The 18,458-nt window shown below is 63.4% G+C and carries 18 protein-coding genes; 10 read left to right on the top strand and 8 right to left on the bottom strand.

The window, feature by feature from the left end:
* Position 1: 1 nt before the first annotated feature.
* A complete protein-coding gene (polA, locus tag FHS49_RS02940) occupies positions 2-2,773 on the bottom strand; it encodes a DNA polymerase I (protein ID WP_184015042.1) in 2,772 nt (923 codons plus the stop codon).
* Positions 2,774-2,886: 113 nt separating this feature from the next.
* On the opposite strand from polA, the gene FHS49_RS02935 reads away from it, so the two are divergent.
* A complete protein-coding gene (locus FHS49_RS02935) occupies positions 2,887-3,750 on the top strand; it encodes an alpha/beta fold hydrolase (RefSeq protein ID WP_221240344.1) in 864 nt (287 codons plus the stop codon).
* A 13-nt stretch (positions 3,751-3,763) separates the two neighbouring features.
* Here FHS49_RS02935 and FHS49_RS02930 read toward each other — a convergent pair whose 3' ends face one another.
* A complete protein-coding gene (locus FHS49_RS02930) occupies positions 3,764-4,996 on the bottom strand; it encodes a TCR/Tet family MFS transporter (RefSeq protein ID WP_184015040.1) in 1,233 nt (410 codons plus the stop codon).
* Positions 4,997-5,198: 202 nt separating this feature from the next.
* Here FHS49_RS02930 and FHS49_RS02925 point away from each other — a divergent pair, with 202 nt between their 5' ends.
* Both FHS49_RS02925 and FHS49_RS02920 read left to right on the top strand, forming a co-directional pair.
* Entirely contained in the window at positions 5,199-6,074 is an 876-nt protein-coding gene (locus FHS49_RS02925; RefSeq protein WP_184015038.1) for an alpha/beta fold hydrolase, read from the top strand.
* Entirely contained in the window at positions 6,061-6,708 is a 648-nt protein-coding gene (locus FHS49_RS02920; protein ID WP_184015036.1) for a CAP domain-containing protein, read from the top strand. Before FHS49_RS02925 ends, FHS49_RS02920 begins: the two co-directional genes overlap by 14 nt.
* A 30-nt stretch (positions 6,709-6,738) precedes the next feature.
* Here FHS49_RS02920 and nadB read toward each other — a convergent pair whose 3' ends face one another.
* Both nadB and FHS49_RS02910 read right to left on the bottom strand, forming a co-directional pair.
* Positions 6,739-8,325, bottom strand: a complete 1,587-nt coding sequence (gene nadB / locus FHS49_RS02915; RefSeq protein ID WP_184015034.1) for an L-aspartate oxidase — start codon at positions 8,323-8,325, stop codon at positions 6,739-6,741.
* Between the two features lie 143 nt (positions 8,326-8,468).
* Positions 8,469-9,395, bottom strand: coding sequence for an ABC transporter ATP-binding protein (locus tag FHS49_RS02910; RefSeq protein ID WP_184015033.1), 927 nt, complete (start codon positions 9,393-9,395; stop codon positions 8,469-8,471).
* A 333-nt stretch (positions 9,396-9,728) separates the two neighbouring features.
* Here FHS49_RS02910 and FHS49_RS02905 point away from each other — a divergent pair, with 333 nt between their 5' ends.
* From FHS49_RS02905 to FHS49_RS02875, 7 genes are all read left to right on the top strand, one after another.
* Entirely contained in the window at positions 9,729-10,268 is a 540-nt protein-coding gene (locus FHS49_RS02905) for a DUF4402 domain-containing protein (protein WP_184015031.1), read from the top strand.
* 51 nt (positions 10,269-10,319) lie between these two features.
* Positions 10,320-10,517, top strand: coding sequence for a zinc-finger domain-containing protein (locus FHS49_RS02900; RefSeq protein ID WP_184015029.1), 198 nt, complete (start codon positions 10,320-10,322; stop codon positions 10,515-10,517).
* 48 nt (positions 10,518-10,565) lie between these two features.
* Positions 10,566-11,990 (top strand): metalloprotease TldD, encoded by a 1,425-nt coding sequence (tldD, locus tag FHS49_RS02895; RefSeq protein WP_184015027.1) that lies wholly within the window; start codon positions 10,566-10,568, stop codon positions 11,988-11,990.
* Positions 11,987-12,529: a DUF924 family protein gene (locus FHS49_RS02890; RefSeq protein ID WP_184015025.1), complete on the top strand. Its 543-nt coding sequence runs from the start codon at positions 11,987-11,989 to the stop codon at positions 12,527-12,529. The genes tldD and FHS49_RS02890 overlap by 4 nt, the downstream gene beginning before the upstream one ends.
* Before the next feature lie 136 nt (positions 12,530-12,665).
* On the top strand, positions 12,666-12,866 hold the full coding sequence (locus tag FHS49_RS02885) for a putative signal transducing protein (RefSeq protein ID WP_184015023.1): 201 nt from the start codon (positions 12,666-12,668) through the stop codon (positions 12,864-12,866).
* 184 nt (positions 12,867-13,050) lie between these two features.
* Positions 13,051-13,389: a P-II family nitrogen regulator gene (locus FHS49_RS02880; protein WP_184015021.1), complete on the top strand. Its 339-nt coding sequence runs from the start codon at positions 13,051-13,053 to the stop codon at positions 13,387-13,389.
* 14 nt (positions 13,390-13,403) lie between these two features.
* Positions 13,404-14,867 carry an ammonium transporter gene (locus tag FHS49_RS02875; protein ID WP_184015019.1) on the top strand — a complete coding sequence of 488 codons (1,464 nt, stop codon included), beginning with the start codon at positions 13,404-13,406 and terminating at the stop codon, positions 14,865-14,867.
* A gap of 194 nt (positions 14,868-15,061) precedes the next feature.
* Here the strand turns inward: FHS49_RS02875 and FHS49_RS02870 are convergent, their stop codons facing one another.
* From FHS49_RS02870 to FHS49_RS02855, 4 genes are read right to left on the bottom strand one after another with little or no spacing between them, the layout of a single operon-like run.
* Positions 15,062-16,642, bottom strand: a complete 1,581-nt coding sequence (locus FHS49_RS02870; protein WP_184015017.1) for a GMC family oxidoreductase — start codon at positions 16,640-16,642, stop codon at positions 15,062-15,064.
* A gap of 40 nt (positions 16,643-16,682) precedes the next feature.
* Positions 16,683-17,630, bottom strand: a complete 948-nt coding sequence (locus tag FHS49_RS02865) for a sterol desaturase family protein (RefSeq protein ID WP_184015015.1) — start codon at positions 17,628-17,630, stop codon at positions 16,683-16,685.
* Positions 17,623-18,030 (bottom strand): hypothetical protein, encoded by a 408-nt coding sequence (locus FHS49_RS02860; protein WP_184015013.1) that lies wholly within the window; start codon positions 18,028-18,030, stop codon positions 17,623-17,625. The genes FHS49_RS02865 and FHS49_RS02860 overlap by 8 nt, the downstream gene beginning before the upstream one ends.
* Positions 18,027-18,455, bottom strand: a complete 429-nt coding sequence (locus FHS49_RS02855; RefSeq protein ID WP_184015011.1) for a protein tyrosine phosphatase family protein — start codon at positions 18,453-18,455, stop codon at positions 18,027-18,029. The genes FHS49_RS02860 and FHS49_RS02855 overlap by 4 nt, the downstream gene beginning before the upstream one ends.
* Between the last annotated feature and the right edge of the window lie 3 nt (positions 18,456-18,458).

Raw genomic sequence — 18,458 nt, 5'->3', positions numbered from 1 at the left:
TTCAATGTGCCGCGCCCCAGCTTTTATCGGTCCCGATCTCGACACCCAATGGCACCGAGAGTGTGACAAGCGGCTCGGCCGCGGTCGCCATCACCCTCTCTATGACGGGCTTCGCAGCATCCACATCGCCCTCCGGCAGCTCGAACACCAGTTCGTCATGCACCTGCATCAACATCCGGACGTTCGGCAGGCCAGCCTCGGCCAGTGCGGGCATCATGCGGACCATCGCGCGCTTGATGATGTCTGCACTGGTCCCCTGGATCGGCGCATTGATCGCGGCGCGCTCCGCGCCCTGCCGCTCATGCTGTATGGCGGATTTGATGCGGGAGAAATGCGTCTTGCGGCCGAACAGCGTGGTGGTGAATCCCGTTTCCTTCACCGTGTTCAGCGTTTCATGGATATAGTTGCGGATGCCGGGGAAGCGATCGAAATAGCGATCGATCATGGCCTGCGCCTCGTCCGCACTGATCTCCAGCCGCCCCGCCAGACCCCAGCGCGAGATGCCGTAGAGGATGGCGAAATTGATCGTCTTGGCGCGGCCACGGGTATCGCGATTCACTTCGCCGAACAGTTCTTGCGCGGTCATGTTGTGGATGTCGTCGCCGCGCAGGAAGGCTTCGCGCAATTGCGGCACATCCGCCATATGCGCGGCCAGACGCAATTCGATCTGGCTGTAATCCGCCGCGAGGATGACGTTGCCGGGTTCGGCAACAAAGGCGTGGCGAATGCGGCGACCCATCTCGGTGCGGATCGGAATGTTCTGCAGGTTCGGATCGGTGGACGACAACCGCCCGGTCTGCGCGCCCGTCAGGCTGTAGCTGGTGTGGACCCGGCCCGTCTCCGGGCTGATCTGCTGCTGCAGCGCATCGGTATAGGTGGATTTGAGCTTGGCGAGCTGACGCCAGTCAAGCACCTTGCGCGCCATTTCGACGCCGGGGCTGATATCCTTGCTCGCGGCGATGCGCTCAAGCTCGTTCACGTCCGTCGAATAGACGCCGGACTTGCCCTTGCGGCCGCCCTTCAGCCCCATTTTCTCGAACAGGATATCGCCAAGCTGCTTGGGGCTGCCGATCGTGAATGGTTCCCCGGCCAGAGCATGAATCTGCTTTTCCAGCGTTTCCATCTGCCCGGCGAATTCGGCGGACAGGCGGGAGAGTTCCTCACGGTCCACCTTCACGCCCGCGCGCTCCATCGCCGCGATCACGGGCACCAAGGGCCGATCGACCATCTCGTAAATCCTGGTCGCGCCCTCAAGCGCAAGCCGCGGCTTCAACCGACGCCACAGCCTGAGCGTGACATCCGCATCCTCGGCGGCGTAGCGCGTGGCGTCATTCAGCGCGACCTCATGAAACCCGCGCTGCGATTTGCCCGTGCCCACCACATCCTTGAACGCGATGCAGCTATGATCGAGATGCGTGGCGGCCAGTTCATCCATACCATGACCATGCAGGCCCGCATCCAGATTGAAGCTGATCACGATCGTATCGTCATAAGGCGCAACGGTGATCCCGTGCCGTGCCAGCACGGTCATGTCATATTTCAGATTATGCCCGATCTTGAGCACCGCCGGATCGGCGAGCATGGGCTTCAGCGCGGCAATCGCCTGATCCATCGGAATCTGCACAGGCACTTCGGACAACAGATCATTCCCGCCATGGCCGAGCGGGATATAGCAGGCCATATTGGGCGCGACGCACAGGCTGACGCCCACCAGCCGGGCGCGCGTGGCGTCCAGGCTGTCCGTCTCTGTATCGATCGCGACCCAGCCCTGCTGCGTCGCCGCGCCAACCCACAGATTGAGCTGCTCGATATCGGTGACGGTCTGATATTTCGAATGATCGCAGGGCGGATCGGCGGGGAGCAAGGCTGCGGAGGAGGCCGGAATCTCCACGGGCGCATCCGCGACCGCGCCCAGCTTCAGCAGCAGCGACTTGAACCCGTGATGCTCCAGGAATTCGCGCAGCGGTGCCTCGGGAATGCCCTTCATGTGCAACTCTTCGAGTGTATCGGGCAGCGGCACATCATCTTTCAGCGTGACCAGAACGCGTGACAGCCGCGCCATCTCCGCATGTTCGATCAGATTGTCGCGCATCTTCGACGGCTTCATCGCCGGGGCTGCCGCGAGCACCGCCTCCAGATCCCCGAATTCGGCGATGAGCTTGGCCGCGGTCTTCGGCCCGATGCCCGGCACGCCGGGCACATTGTCCACGCTGTCCCCCATCAACGCGAGCACTTCGCCCAGCTTTTCCGGGGGCACGCCGAATTTGGCGATCACATGATCCGGCCCCAGCCGCTCATTCTTCATCGTATCCAGCATATCGAGACCCGGCTCGATCAACTGCATCAGATCCTTGTCCGAAGAGACGATCGTCACCAGCCAGCCCTGCGTCAGCGCGGCCTTGGCATAGGATGCGATGAGATCATCCGCCTCGAAACCCGCCTCTTCGATGCACGGCAGCGAAAAAGCGCGCGTGGCATCGCGGATCATCGGGAATTGCGGCACCAGATCTTCGGGTGCCGGCGGGCGCTGTGCCTTGTATTTATCATAGAGATCGTTGCGGAACGTGTGCGATCCCTTGTCGAGAATCACCGCCAGATGCGTCGGCCCATCCTCCTTGTGCAGCGCATCCGCGAGCTTCCACAGCATCGTGGTATAGCCATAGACCGCGCCGACCGGTTCGCCCCGAATATTGGTGAGCGGTGGCAGGCGATGATAGGCGCGGAAGATATAGCCGGAGCCGTCGACGAGATAGAGGTGGTTCTGAGCGGACATCGAACGCGGTCTAGCGCAAGCGGCGGCGGTGACAAACCTCCAATGGGGGGCTAATCCGGAAAACCGGACAACATATTGGAAAGTCGCGCATGAATTGCCGCACTCAGATCATCATGATGATCGGGATCCTCGCCGCCTTGCTGACGCCCGCCAGCGCCATCGCCAAGACCCCCTTTGCATCGGACCGGATCACCGTGACCGTGGAGGGCAAGGGCAGCGATGTGATCCTGATCCCGGGCCTCGGCTCGTCCCCGCGCGTGTGGCAAGAGCTGATCGCGGCGGTTCCGGGGCATCGCTATCATCTCGTCCAGCTTTCGGGATTCGCCGGGCAGCCCACCGACGGCGCGCTGAACGGCCCCGTCGCCGCGCCCGCCGCGGAAGAGATTGCGCGCTACATTGAGGAAGCGGGACTGAAAGCCCCGGCGCTCATCGGGCATTCCATGGGCGGATCGATGGCGATGATGGTGGCGGGGCGGCATCCCGGCCTCGTATCGAAAATCATGGTGGTGGATATGATGCCCTTCATGGGCGCGATGTTCGGCCCGCCGGGCACGACCGCCGAAAGCATAAAGCCGATGGCCGATGCGATGCTGGCGCAGATGAAGGCGGCGGACCCGGCTGCACGCCGCAAGCAGGCCGAAGCGACGATTTCCGGCATGATCCGCACCGAGGCCATGCGCCCCGGCGCGATCGAGGATTCGGTGAAGAGCGATCCGGACGTGTCGGCGCGCGCGTTTCACGAGTTGATCGTCACGGATCTGTCCGCCGATATCGCGCGCATCGCCGTGCCCACCACGGTGCTATACGTGGCGCCGCTCGGCGTGCCGATCAGCGATGCGCAGATGGATGCCTATTACGCGATGGCCTTCACCCCCCTGAAAGGCGCGGTGACCAAGCGCATCCCGGATAGCGCCCATTTCATCATGTGGGATCAGCCCGCCCGCTTTCAGAGCGAGGTGAAGGCGTTTCTGGGGTAAAAAGGCCCCTAGTCTAGATTTGCTCCTTCCTGGCCGCGCGACGGGACACAACGCGTCCGATCACGGCACCCACCAGCAGGATGGCAGCGGCCATGAAGAAGGCCGTGCCGGGATGCGGCAGTTCAGGCGTGGTGCCCACGGACATGGAATACACCAAGCCGAAGAAAAGCGGCGATGCGACGCCCGCGATGCTCGCCACGCTGTTGTTCGCGCCCTGCAATTGCCCCTGCTCGCTTTCGGAGACATGCCGCGTCATCAGCGACTGGATCGTCGGCATCGCCAATCCCCATAGCGCATTGGGCAGCATCGCGGCGGCAAACAGCCATCCGCTGGGCGCAAGACCCATGCTGGTGAGGCCGATCGCGCCGCCGAACAGGCCAAAGACCATCGTCCGCCGATCGCCCAGTCGCTGCGTGATCGGGCCGACCAGCACACCCTGCGTGATCATGTCGAGCGCGCCCACGCCCGCCAGCAGCACGCCCACTTCCAGCGGGCTCCAGCCATAACGATAGCCGGCATAGAGCACGAACACCGCGGAAAAGACGTGATGCGCGAAATAGAGCAGGAAATTGACGATCGCGAGGCCCGCCAGTTCGCTGTGGGAGCGCAACAGGCGCAGCGCTCCGAACGGATTGGCGCGGTGCCATGAAAAGGCCATGCGCTTTTCGGGACCGAGCGATTCGGGCAACACCAGCCAGCCATAAAGGAAAGCCAGTGCGGACAGCACCGCAGCGGCCCAGAACGGCGCGCGTGGCGAAATTTCTCCCAGCACACCGCCGATCAACGGCCCCGCCACGAAACCGCCGCTGAACGCCGCGCCGATCAGGCCATAGGCGCGCGCGCGCTGATCCGGCTCCGTAATATCCGCCATATAGGCATAGATGGTGGTGAAGCTGGACGAGGTGATCCCGCCGATCATCCGCCCCACCGCCAGCCACCAGAGATTGGGCGCAAGCGCCATCAACACGAAATCCGCCGCCAGCCCGATCGTGGAGATCAGGATTACGGGGCGCCGCCCGTAGCGATCGGAGAGAGAGCCGATGATCGGTGAACACACGAACTGCATCGCCGCCCAGAGCGCGACGAAGATGCCGTTCCACACGCCTGCGCTGGCGTTCGATCCCGCAAACTCCTCGATCAGCGAGGGCAGAACGGGGATGACGATGCCCATCGACATGATATCGAGCGCGGCGGTCACGAGGATGAAGGCAATCGCCGCATCGCGCCGCCGGAGGGATGGAAACATCGTGGCTATACTCCGCAGGGCCGTGGATTCTAAAGCATCGCACTCGAAATCAAAACCGTTGATACTCAAGCCGGCCGCTCGCTCTCAAAACCAAAGCCGCTCATGCTTTGGGACGCGCAACTGAGCGGCTCTGAAGAAACATACGCGAAGAATCCGCATCCTCTTCAGCCACGGTTAAACTGATCGGTGCATGAGGCCGGTGATGACATATCGAAATTCGACGATGCCGCGGCGCAGGTTGCTGGAGACTGCGGTCGCGATGGGTGCCTTTGCGCTATTGCCCGCTGCCGCATCAGCCGCACCCTTTGCTTCCACCCGGCTTTCAGTGACGGTGCAGGGCAGCGGGCCGGACGTGATCCTGATCCACGGTGTGGATTCGTCGCGCGCTGTGTGGCGCAGCACGATCAATGCCGTGCCCGGCTATCGCTATCACCTCGTGCAGATCGCCGGTTTCGACGGCGTGGCGGCGGGCGGCAACGCCAAGGGCGATATCGCAAAGCCAGCCGCCGAAGATATCGCCCGCTACATCGCCGCTACGCGGCTGATCCGGCCCGCCATTATCGGCCATTCCATGGGTGGCACGATCGCGCTGATGGTCGCAACCCGTTATCCGGCGCGGATAGGCAGGGCGATGATCGTGGATATGCTGCCGGCCCCTGCCGGGATCGTCGGCTATGATGCGCAGAGCATCCGTCCGCTTGCCGATGGTCTGCGCAACATGACCGATACGCCGGAGGGGCAGCGCCTGTTCGAATCGGTCGTCAGCCTGTTCGGGATGCAGAGTGATCCCAAGCGACGGAGCGACAGCGGGGTAACCGCGCGCGCGCTGCATGAACTGGCGCTCACGGATCTTACACCGGACCTGCCAAAGATCACAGCGCCGCTCACCGTGGTCTATGCCACGCAGACCCGGACTCAGACGACCGATCCGGCGGCGATGACGCGCACTTACCGGACCGCCTATGCGGGCGCGAAACAGGCAAAGCTCGTTCCGGTCGCCAATAGCGGCCATATGATCATGGTCGATCAGCCAAGCGCGTTTCAGGGCGCTGTGAGGTCTTTCCTTGCGCCGCGCTGATATCCTGCTGGCGCTGTGCCTTGCCGCCATGCCCGCAACCGGTCACGCCCAGCGCGACCGCGTCACGGGTGACAGCGTGATCGACGAGATCAATTTCGTCCGCGCCGATCCCCAGGCCTATGCCGATGAATTGCGGGCCTATCGCGAACTCTATCAGGGCAATTCCGTGATCTTTCCCGATCAGGACAATGGACTGCGCACCTATGAGGGGGTGTCCGCGGTGGATGAGGCGATCCGCTTCCTCGAACGCCAGCCCGCATTACCACCGCTCAAACGCAGCGCGCTGCTGGACGGGTCCGCCGGCGATCATGTGCGCGACCAGGGGCGCAGCGGCCGCGTGGGTCATATCGGCAGCGATGGGCTCAATCCCGGCCAGCGCCTCAAGCGGCGCGGCGGGGATATCTACATGACCGAATCGCTCACCTACGGCCCCGAAACCGCGACCGACGCCGTGCGCCAGCTCATCATCGACGACAATGTGAAGGGCCGCGGGCATCGCAAGATGCTGTTCAGCCCGCGCTGGAATTATGCCGGTGCGGTGTGCGGCCCGCACCCGAATTACCGACGGATGTGCGCAATCGATCTCGCCGAGCGGGCGGATGGAACAGCCCAGGGACCGCCGCGGGGGGATTGATCCTGAAACGCGTTCAGAATGACGGTCGGTTCAAGGCACCAGCACCGTATCATCCGCGGTCAGCAGCGTATCGGGATAGTCCGTCGTGTAATGCAGCCCGCGGCTTTCCTTGCGGCGCAGCGCGGAGCGGACGATCAGGCTGGCGACTTCGATCAGATTGCGCAGCTCGATCAGATCGGGTGTCACGCGGAAATTGCCGTAATAATCGTCCACTTCCTGCCGCAGCAGCGCCACGCGATGCTGCGCGCGCTCAAGCCGCTTGGTGGTGCGCACGATGCCGACATAATCCCACATGAACCGGCGGATTTCGCGCCAATTATGCTGCACGATCACCTCTTCATCGGAATCGGTGACGCGGCTTTCATCCCAGGGCCGGATGGCCGGGGGCAGAGGCAGGCCATCCCAATGCGCCGCGATATGCCTGGCCGCAGCCTCACCGAACACGAAGCATTCCAGCAGCGAGTTGGAGGCCAGGCGATTGGCGCCGTGCAGCCCGGATTCGGTGACCTCGCCGGCGGCGTAAAGTCCGGGCAGATCGGTGCATCCGTCCAGATCGATGATCACGCCGCCGCAGGTGTAATGCTGCGCGGGGACTACCGGGATCGGCTCCTTGGTAATATCCGTGCCCAATTCCAGCAGCCGCGCATAGATATTGGGGAAATGCTCCATCACGAATGCAGGTGGTTTGTGGCTGATGTCGAGATGGACATAATCCAGACCCAGCCGTTTGATCTCATGATCGATCGCGCGCGCCACCACATCGCGCGGAGCCAGTTCCTCGCGCGGATCGAAGCGCGGCATGAAACGCTCGCCCGTGGTGGGGATTTTCAGCAACCCGCCCTCGCCGCGCACGGCCTCGGTGATCAGGAAATTCTTGACCTCCAGATTGTAAAGACAGGTGGGATGGAATTGCATGAATTCCATGTTGGACACGCGACAACCCGCGCGCCACGCCATCGCGATGCCGTCCCCGGTCGCGCCGCGCGGGGCTGTGGAATAAAGATAGGTGCGCCCCGCCCCGCCCGTCGCCAGGATCGTGGCGCGCGCGGTGAAGGTCTCCACCCGGCCGGTCTTGCGGTTGCAGGCATAAGCGCCCCACACATGACCATCGCCGGAAAAGCGCTCGCCGTGGCGGCTGGTGACCAGATCGATCACCGCCATGTCGGGGATCAGCGTGATGTTGGGATTGGCGAACGCCGCCTTCTCGAGTGCCTGTTGCACTGCCCAGCCGGTGGCGTCGTCCACATGCACGATGCGGCGATGGCTGTGCCCGCCTTCACGCGTCAGATGCCAGCGTTCGGTGCCGCCCGCGTTAAACGGCACACCCAGCTCGGCCAGCCGCTCGATCGCGCGCGGCGCATTCTCCACCACGAATTCGACGGTCGCGCGGTTGTTGAGGCCGGCGCCTGCCACCATCGTATCCTCGATATGGCTTTCGAACGTATCGCCCGGCTCCAGCACCGCGGCGATCCCGCCCTGCGCCCAGCCCGTCGCGCCTTCGGAAAGCCCGCCCTTGGCCAGCACCGCCACCTTGAACCGGCCCGCCAGATTGAGCGCCGCCGTCAGCCCGGCTGCACCGGAGCCGATGATCAGGATGTCGTAATGGTGGCTACTCATCGATCTTCACATCCGTCCAATACTCCCCTTCCGGCCTTCCGGGCGGGGCTGGGGGTGGGTTCTTCTTCTGGGTCGCGGAGAAATAAAGAAGAGCCACCCCCAGCCCCTCCACGAAAGCGTGGAAGGGAGCAGAATGTCACCGCTTATGCCGCATTGCTGGCGCGCGTCAGGTTCAGGAACACATCCTCCAGATCGGCTTCGCGCGTCACCACGTCGATGATGCCGAAGCCATCGGCCTGGACGGCGGCGAGCACCTGGCCTGCGTTCACCTTGTCCTTCTGATAGGTGATCGCCAGCACGCGGTCGCCCTTTTGCTCGATCTTCTGGAAACAGGCATTGACCGGGGTCAATGCGATATCGCGGTCCACCGTGACCTCGACCACCTTTTCCTGCGCCATGCCGACCAATGCGCGCGTGGGTTGGTTGGCGATCAATTTGCCGTGATTGATAATCGCGATGCGATCACACAATTCCTCGGCTTCCTCCAGATAATGCGTGGTGAGCACCACGGTCACGCCCTGCGCATTGAGTTCGCGGACATAGGACCAGAGCTGCTGGCGCAATTCGATATCCACGCCCGCGGTCGGCTCGTCCAGCACCAGCACGGGCGGCGCATGGACCAAAGCCTTGGCCACCATCAGGCGGCGCTTCATGCCGCCGGAGAGCGTGCGCGCATAGGCATTGGCCTTGTCTTCCAGGCGCACCGCCTTCAGCAGGTCCATCGTCCGGCGCTTCGCCTTGGGCACGCCATAAAGCCCGGCCTGATTCTCCAGCGTCTCGAACGGCGTAAAGAAAGGATCGAACAATATCTCCTGATTGACGATGCCGATCGACGCCTTGGCGTTGCGCGGATTGGCGTCGATATCGAAACCCCAGATCGAGGCACGGCCCGCGGTCTTGTTCACCAGACCGGCCAGGATATTGATCAGCGTGGACTTCCCCGCGCCATTTGGCCCGAGCAGCCCGAATATCTGGCCGCGCGGCACATCGAAACTCACGCCTTCCAGCGCGCGCTTCCCCCCGGCGTAGGTTTTCTCGATTCCCTGGATTTCGATCGCGGCTTCAGTCATCCCGTCCGCATAGACGGTTGCCGCGTTCGCGCAAAGCCGTAGACGGATGTTTAGCTTTGATTAACCATAGCCTTTCATCATGCTTTCAGCGGAGGCCCGTAGAGCCTTTGAGGTGGGGACCAGAGACGGTCTTATGAGCGGCGGCGGGTGTGGGGCCTGCCAACGCTCCCGACCATGCAACGCATAAGCGGCGCATCGGGGGGACAAGTGGGGGGACGGTCTCGCAGCCGCCCCCTCGCGCCACATGCCATCATGACAAGCTCCACGCGCGTTTTGAAACGGATTCCCGGCAAGGGAACCGCTTGTTAAGCAATGGAAGAGCAGGATCATCGCATGGCATTCACCGACACTCTTGCAAATAAAGCGATCGACTGGTCTGGCCTCGCCTTGCGCAGCGCCTGCCTGATCGCGCTGATCGGGCTGCCCGGCCATGGTTTCGCCAAGACCGGCAATGGCGATGCGGTGGTCATCACGGTGAAGCCGCTATCGCTGTTGAAGACCGCCGATCTCGATTTCGGCGATGTCGCGGTGGGGGGCACGCCGGGCACCGTGACGATCAACCCGACCACCGGCGCGCGAACCACCGCGGGCGGGGTCACGGCGATCGGCGGCACGCCCAATGGCGCGCAATTCGTGGGCGCGGCGGCGATCGGCATCCTGGTTGTGGTGGGGATCAGCGCAGCGCCGACACTCACCCGCGCGGGCGGCGGCAGCATGACGAGCACGCTCAACGTGGAAGGCGGCACCGGCATTCGCCTGTTTCCCGGCACAGGGCTGCAGACGTTTCGCGTCGGTGGCACGCTGAACGTGGGTGCGAACCAGCTTCCTGGCGCTTATTCGGGCAATTTCACGCTCACGGTAAACTATCTCTGATCCGCACGCGCCGGATTGCGCGGCCCATGCGCGCTTGCTAAGCGCCTCATCATGACAAACGCTCCCGAAACCACCCGCGTGAACACCAGCCGTGTCGCCTGTGACGGCGCGAGCGAAATCCCCGGCGGCGCAGCGCTTGGTCATCCGCGCGTGTGGCTCGAAATTGACGAGAAGGGCTTTGCCGATTGCGGCTATTGCGATCGCCGGTTCATTCTGATCGGCGGGCCGGCGGATCATCCGGCCGGATAAGCGCCGGACCGGGGTGCACATCACGGATTCTGCCCCTATATCGGGGGTATGCAAACAGATCCCCGCTCCTTTCTCTATCGCGCCGACGGGCTCGATCCCGATACCGCCAAAAAGCTGACCGCCGAAGCGCTGAAGCGCTGCGACGATGGCGAACTGTATCTTCAATATGCCGCGTCCGAGAGCTTCGGTTTCGATGACGGCCGCCTGAAGACAGCGGACTATTCCAGCGAATCGGGTTTCGGCCTGCGCGGCGTATCGGGCGAGACCACCGGCTTTGCCCATGCCAATGAACTCAGCGCCGCCGCCATCCGCCGCGCGGCCGAGACGCTGACCTTGCTCGATCCCGCCAAGGGCGAGCCCGCCCCACCCCCGCGCGGCAACAACCGGCACCTCTACACCGCCGACGATCCCATGGGCCTGATCCCCTTCGCCAAGAAGGTTGCATTGTGCGAGGCGATCGACGCTGCCGCCCGCGCGCGCGATCCACGCGTGGCGCAGGTCTCCGTCGGCCTGTCCGCATCCTGGACGGTGGTGGAGATCGTCCGCGCCGATGGCTATTCGGGAATGGACGTGCGCCCCTTGGTCCGCCTGAACGTGAGCATCGTCGCCGAACAGAATGGCCGGCGCGAGACGGGCAATTTCGGCATGGGCGGCCGCTATCTCTATGATCAATTGTTCGAACCCGCCACCTGGAACCGCGCGATCGACGAGGCGCTGGCACAGGCGCTGGTCAATCTGGAAGCGGTTGCCGCGCCTGCGGGCGAGACGACCGTGCTGCTCGGCCCCGGCTGGCCGGGCATCCTGCTGCATGAAGCGATCGGCCACGGCCTGGAAGGCGATTTCAACCGCAAGGGCACCAGCGCCTTTTCCGGCCGAATCGGGGAACGCGTGGCGGCGGCGGGCGTCACCGTGGTCGACGACGGATCGATCGGGGCACGGCGCGGTTCTCTCTCGATCGACGATGAAGGCACGCCCACGGGCGAGACGATCCTGATCGAGGACGGTATCTTGAAGGGCTATATGCAGGACCGGCTCAACGCCCGCCTGATGGGGGTGGAGCCCACCGGCAACGGCCGCCGCCAATCCTATGCCCATGCCCCGATGCCGCGCATGACCAACACCTTCATGAAGGGCGGCCATGATGATCCCGCCGAGATGCTGTTCCGTGTGAAGAACGGCATCTTCGCGAAGAGCTTCGGCGGCGGGCAGGTCGATATCGTGTCGGGCAAGTTCGTCTTCTCCTGCACCGAGGCCTATAAGATCGAAAATGGCAAGCTGGGCGCGCCGATCAAGGGTGCCACGCTGATCGGCGATGGCCCGAGCGTGCTGACCAAGGTCACCGGCATCGGCAATGATTTCGCGCTGGATGAAGGCGTGGGCATGTGCGGCAAGGCGGGGCAATCGGTGCCGGCGGGTGTGGGTCAACCCACACTGCTGATCAACGCGCTCACAGTGGGTGGCACTGCGGCTTGAGCCCGGAAGCGCAGGCCATCCTCCACTTCTGGTTCGACAAGATCGGGCCGGATCGCTGGTGGGTGCGGTCGGACGAGACGGATGCGGCGATCCGGGCGCGCTTCGGCGATCTGCGGGAGGATTGGCGCGAGCGCACGCCGGACAGTTTCCTGGGTTCGGCGAAAGAGGCGCTGGCGGGCGTGATCCTGTTCGATCAATTCTCGCGCAATCTGTTTCGCGACAGCGCCGAGGCGTTCGCCACCGATCCCCTGGCGCTGGCGATCGCGCGCGGGGCGCTCGACAAGGATTTCGATGATACGCTGAGCGAAGACGAACGCAGCTTTCTCTATATGCCGTTCCAGCATAGCGAGGATATGGACGATCAGGAGCGCTCGATCCTGCTCTTCACCGCGCTCGGCAAAGCGGACTCGCTGGATTTCGCGAAAAAGCATCATGAGGTGATCAAGCGCTTTCACCGCTTTCCCCATCGCAACGGCATCTTGGGCCGCGCCATGCGGCCGGGCGAGGAAGAGGCAGCCGAGGAAGGCGCGGGCTGGTAATTGCCGCCGCCAGCCGTTCGGGCTGAGCCTGTCGAAGCCTCTTCCTGCCTTACGATCCATAAGAAAGAAAAGGGCTTCGACAGGCTCAGCCGGAACGGAAATTGGATCTGGCGAGGGATCAGTTTATAGAGTGTTCATGTCCCTCGTCCCCGTCGCCGAATTTTCCGATCGCATCGGCGCAGACCTCGCGCGGCTGCAGCTTCTTTCCGAAGGGATAGAGGCAATGCTGTTCGACGGCGGCATGGGCGGGCTCGGCCTGGGCTTCCTGACGCCCGTGCGTCTGATGGTGGCGGACGAAGATTTTGATGCCGCGCAGAATATTCTTGCGCAAAGCTGAAAGGCTGCCTGGAAAATAGGCATTCATTTGCGTCTGCACAATAATTAGACCCTCACCCTCTCATCACGCGGACAGAAATTTGTGCACCGCGGCGGAATCCGGGCGACTCCGGATTCTGGCACACCCCTTGCTCTTGATCGTGGCGGACAAATGTCCCGATCGGACAACGCAATAAGGGGGCCGAATGAAACTCGTCATAGCCATCATCAAACCGTTCAAGCTGGACGAGGTGCGTGAAGCCCTCTCCGAGCTTGGGGTCGCCGGGATGACCGTCTCCGAAGTCAAGGGCTTCGGGCGGCAAAAGGGGCAAACCGAAATCTATCGCGGTGCCGAATACAGCACGAACATGGTTCCCAAGATCAAGATCGAGGTCGTATGCGCCTCTGATCTCGCGAACCGCGTGGTGGAAGCCGTTCAGGCCGCCGCCAACACCGGCGCCATCGGCGACGGCAAGATCTTCGTGCTGGACGTGAGCCAGGCGGTTCGCATCCGCACGGGCGAAACCGACGAAACCGCGCTTTGAGAAAAGGGGGAACAATGACGATTTCAAAGAAAATCGCAGCGGTTGCAGGGGCGCTCGGCGCCTCTCTCATCGCTGCTTCGTCCGCCTGGGCGAATGTCGCCGCGAATGCGGTCGACGCCGTGGCGGAAGCTGCGCCTGCCGCAGCCGCGGCCTTCACGCCAACCGCCGATATGGTCAACAAGGGCGATGTCGCCTGGATGCTGGTCGCTTCGGCCTTCGTGCTGATGATGTCCGTGCCCGCACTCGCGCTCTTCTACGGCGGCCTTGTCCGCACCAAGAACATGCTCTCTGTGTTGATGCAGGTTCTCACCATCGTCTGCGTTGCCGCACTCGTCTGGTTCGGCTGGGGCTATTCGATGGCCTTCACCTCGACCGGATCGCCCTTCCCGAGCCTGTTCGGCGGGCTGGACAAGGCGTTTCTGAAGGGCGTCGATCCGTCGACCTTCGCCGCGACCTTCTCCAACGGCGTCTATCTGCCTGAATATGTGTTCGTGATCTTCCAGATGACCTTCGCCTGCATCACGCCGGCGCTGATCGTCGGGGCGTTTGCAGAGCGTGTGAAATTCACCCCGCTGATCATCTTCACGGTGGCATGGCTGACGCTCGCCTATTTCCCGATCGCACACATGGTATGGTATTGGGCTGGCCCAGACTTCCTGTATGCAGCGCCCACCGATATGGGCCTGCTGTATGGCTGGGGCGCGCTCGATTTCGCTGGTGGCACCGTGGTTCACATCAATGCGGGCATCGCCGGCCTTGTAGGCTGCCTCGTGATCGGTCCGCGCATCGGCTACAAGTCTGAGCCCATGCCGCCGCACTCGCTGGTGATGACCATGATCGGTGCATCCTTGCTCTGGATCGGCTGGTTCGGTTTCAACGCCGGCTCGGGTCTCGAAGCCAATGCCTTTGGCGCACTCGCCTTCATCAACACCTTCACCGCCACCGCGGCGGCCGGCGTCACCTGGGCCGTGATCGAGCAGATCGTGCACAAGAAGCCTTCGTTGCTCGGCGCTGCATCGGGCGTCGTTGCCGGCCTCGTCGCCATCACGCCGGCAGCGGGCTTTGCCCACCCCGGCACCGCGATCATCCTAGGCGCGGTTGCGTCGGGTGTCTGCTTCGTGTTCGTCACCACGGTCAAGAATGCGCTGAAATATGACGACACGCTCGACGTGTTCGGCATCCACTGCGTGGGCGGGATCATCGGCGCGATCGGCACCGGCGTTGTGGCCAATCCGGACTTCGGTGGTCAGGGCTGGATCGACTATACCGCGCCTGTCGCCAAGGCTGGCGTGTATGACATGGGTGCGCAGGTCATGACCCAGATCTGGGCCGTTGGCACCACGGTGCTGTGGACCGGAACCGTCTCGCTGGTTCTGTTCCTCGCGCTCAAATACACGATTGGCCTCCGCCCCACCGTCGAAGTCGAACAGGAAGGCCTCGACCTCGCGGAACATGGCGAACGCGCCTACAATTACTGACGGATCGGGGGCGGCCAAGGCCGCCCCCCACCTGGGTTCCTCCTGCGAACCGACTGGGCTGGTGTGGCGACGCACCAGCCCTTTTTTCTTTGATGCAGGATAGGGAAGAACCTTTTGTCCCGAGCGAAGTCGAGGGATGTCGGGCCTTGGCATCACGTCCGTCGACTTCGCTCGGGGCAAACGGAAATGCGCCGCTAAGCCAGATCACCCTTCACGAAATCGGCGCAGCGTTCGCCGATCATGATCGAGGGCGCATTAGTGTTGCCAGACACGAGCCGCGGCATGATCGACGCATCCGCCACATAAAGCCCCTCCACTCCGCGCACGCGCAGGTGCGGATCGACCACGGACCCGGCGTCAGCACCCATCCGGCAGGTGCCGACCGGATGATAGACCGTGTCTGCCCGATTGCGGATGATCTCGATCATCGCCGCATCGTCCTGCACCCCCGCCATATGACGATCCCTGCCGCGATAATCCGAGAGCGGCGGCGTTTCGAGGATGCGCCGCATCAGCTTCACCCCAGCCAGCAGCGTCTGCACATCGCGATCATCGCTGAGAAACGCCGGATCGATGACCGGCGGCGCTGCAGGATCGGGCGAGCCAAGCCGCACGGTGCCTCGGCTTTCCGGGCGCAGCACGCAGACATGGCAGGAAAAGCCGTGTCCCTTCACCTTGTCCCGCCCATGGTTTTCCAGCAGCGCGGGCACGAAATGGAATTGCACATCGGGCCTCTCCAGATCGGGGCGCGTCTTCGCAAAGCCGCCGCTTTCGGCATAAGGCGTGGTGAAGGGGCCGGTGCGGTGGCGCAGCCACTGGATCAGCCCTTTTCCCATCGCCCAACTGCCCGCCAATGTGGTTCCGATGAACGGCGCGCCATCCGTTTCATAGCCGGCCACAAAATCGATATGATCCTGAAGATCCGCACCCACCGCCGGGCTGTCGGCGATCACCGAGATACCGTGATCGCGCAGATGCGCCGCCGGGCCGATGCCGGACAACATCAGAGTCTGCGGCGAACCGAAGCTGCCGCCTGCCACGATCACCGCGCGCCGCGCGCGGACGACCTTGCGCATTTCGCCCTGAACATAAGCCACGCCCACCGCGCGGCCCGCTTCAAACAGAATGCGTTCGACCCGCGCATCGGTGCGGATATCGATGGCCCGGCGATTCGGCTCCAGATACGCGCGCGCCGCCGACCAGCGCTCGCCGCGCTTCTGAGTCACCTGATAAACGCCCACGCCCTCTAATTGCGCACCGTTGAAATCACCATTGCGGGGAAACTGGAGCGCAGCGGCCGATTCCACAAAGGCGAGGCTGCCGGGATTGGGGCTATGCTGATCGCTCACGGAGAGCGGCCCGCCCTCCCCATGATAGTCATCCGCGCCGCGCTCATTATCCTCGCATCGCCGGAACACGGGGAGCACGTCGGCATAGGACCATCCGGTGCATCCCAGCGCCGCCCAATGATCATAGTCCCAAGCGCAACCACGGATATAAAGCATCGCATTGATCGCGCTCGAACCGCCAAGGCCACGCCCGCGCGGCTGATAGCCGGCGCGGCCGTTCAGCCCTTTTTGCGGCACGGTCTCGAATCGCCAGTTCGCGGCATCGCCGATGAAGGGCATCATGCCCGGCGCCTTGACGCGGAAATTGTCGTTGGAGCCGCCCGCCTCCAGCAGCGCGATGCTATAGCGCCCGTCCGCGGCCAGCCGACCGGCCGCAGCGCTGCCGCCAGACCCGCCACCGATTACGACGATATCGACCTCGTCCATCCATCCGCTCCCGCCCCGGCCGTCTCGCGGCGGCCTGGGTTTACGTTAACGTCATTTCGGATGGGGGCAAGGCGGTTTCCGCGTCGCCTGGCGCGCGGCGCGCCGCTTCGCGTGCGGCCCAGCGCGCGCGGATCGTTTCACTGGACTCGCGCGAACCGTCATGGCTCCATCCCGGCGGGGAAAACATGTAGCCCAGCTTGTTTTCCAGCCCCGGCGCGCGCCACACATCCCTCGCGATCCCGATCCATTCGTGAAAGGCGGCCCAGAGCAGATTGAAGCTGCCCAGATTTTTCACGATGCCATAGCGCGGCTTGTCTTCATCCAGTTCGGGCGTGAAGCTGCCGAACACCCTATCCCATATGATGAATACGCCCGCATAGTTACGATCCAGATAGCGCGGATTGGTGGCATGATGGACGCGGTGATGAGATGGCGTGTTCATCACCGCTTCGAACCAGCGCGGCATCCGGCGGATCGCCTCGGTGTGGATCCAGAATTGATAAATCAAGTTCAGTCCGGCGCAGAAGAGCACCATGGCGGGCGGAAAGCCGATCAGGAACAAGGGCAGGCGAAAGAGGAAGGCGAGGCTGAAAAACCCGGTCCATGTCTGCCGCAGCGCGGTCGACAGATTATAATGCTGGCTGGAATGATGGATGACATGGCTCGCCCAAAACCAGCGCACCCGGTGCGCCGCCCGATGGAAGGCATAATAAGCCAGATCGTCCAGCACGAAACACAGCGGCCAGGCCCACCAGGCATAAGGGATGTCGAGCAAGCGATGATCCCAGAACCACAAGGCCATGGCGGCTATGGCACCCGCGCTCAGCACGCCTGCGATGCTGCTCCCCAGCCCCAGCGACAGCGAGGTGAGTGTATCTTTCGCATTGTAGCGGGAGGGATCCCGGAAACGCGCCAGGACCATCTCGCCCAGCACGAGCAGGATGAACACAGGCACCGCGAAATCCACGGGATTGGGCAGATCAGCCATCGTTCATGCCTCCGGCGCGGCGCAGCCCGCTCGCCCAGATCGCGGCGCGATCGCCCAGATCCATCGTCACTTCGCCAAAGGTGCGTTCGGGCAGACGGATCGTGAGCATCCTGCGATTCAAACGCCCGAAGAAGGGCGGTTCGATCATGCGGGATACGAAATGATTGCCATGCGCGCGGATCAGCATGTGCCGTTCGCCGGCATCCTTGAGCAAGGCCGCATAGCCGCCGCGATCCACCGCAATATCCACCGGCTCGAAGCCGCAATGCGCCTCTTGCGCCAGGCGGCGGGCATGATCCTCATCCCTGATCCGCGGATCACTGCCCAGTCCCAGCCAATGCGCGGCCAGCGCCAGACCGAGAATGCCGGCCAGCGATCCCGCCAGCAAAATCCAGTTCATCGGCCCCCGGCCAGCGAATCGATCATGCCCCTGATCCCGCCGAGATCATAGCCGGCGTTCGCAGCCTTCGCGGCCAGATCATCAGGGGCATCGCCTTGCTGCGCACGGGCCAACGCCCAGAGATAGGTGGACCGCGTGCCCGATCGGCAATAGGCCAGAACCGGCCCGTTCGCCGCCGCCAGCGCCTCGTTCATCGCGGCCAATTGATGCGCCGAAAAACCGGAATGCGTGACGGGAATGGCGCGATAGGCGATCCCCGCCGCATTGGCCGCAGCCTCGATCTCGGCGCCCATGGGCTGCCCGGCCTCTTCCTCGTCCGGCCTGTTGTTGACGATCAGCGCCACGCCCTGAGCCGCGGCCTCGGCGACCTGCGCGGGCGTGATCTGCGGCGAAACGGAAATGCTGTCGTCGATGCGAATGAACATGAA

This window comes from Sphingobium boeckii (genome assembly GCF_014199215.1).
Taxonomy (GTDB): domain Bacteria; phylum Pseudomonadota; class Alphaproteobacteria; order Sphingomonadales; family Sphingomonadaceae; genus Sphingobium_A; species Sphingobium_A boeckii.
This window is presented reverse-complemented; position numbering and strand designations above follow the sequence as displayed.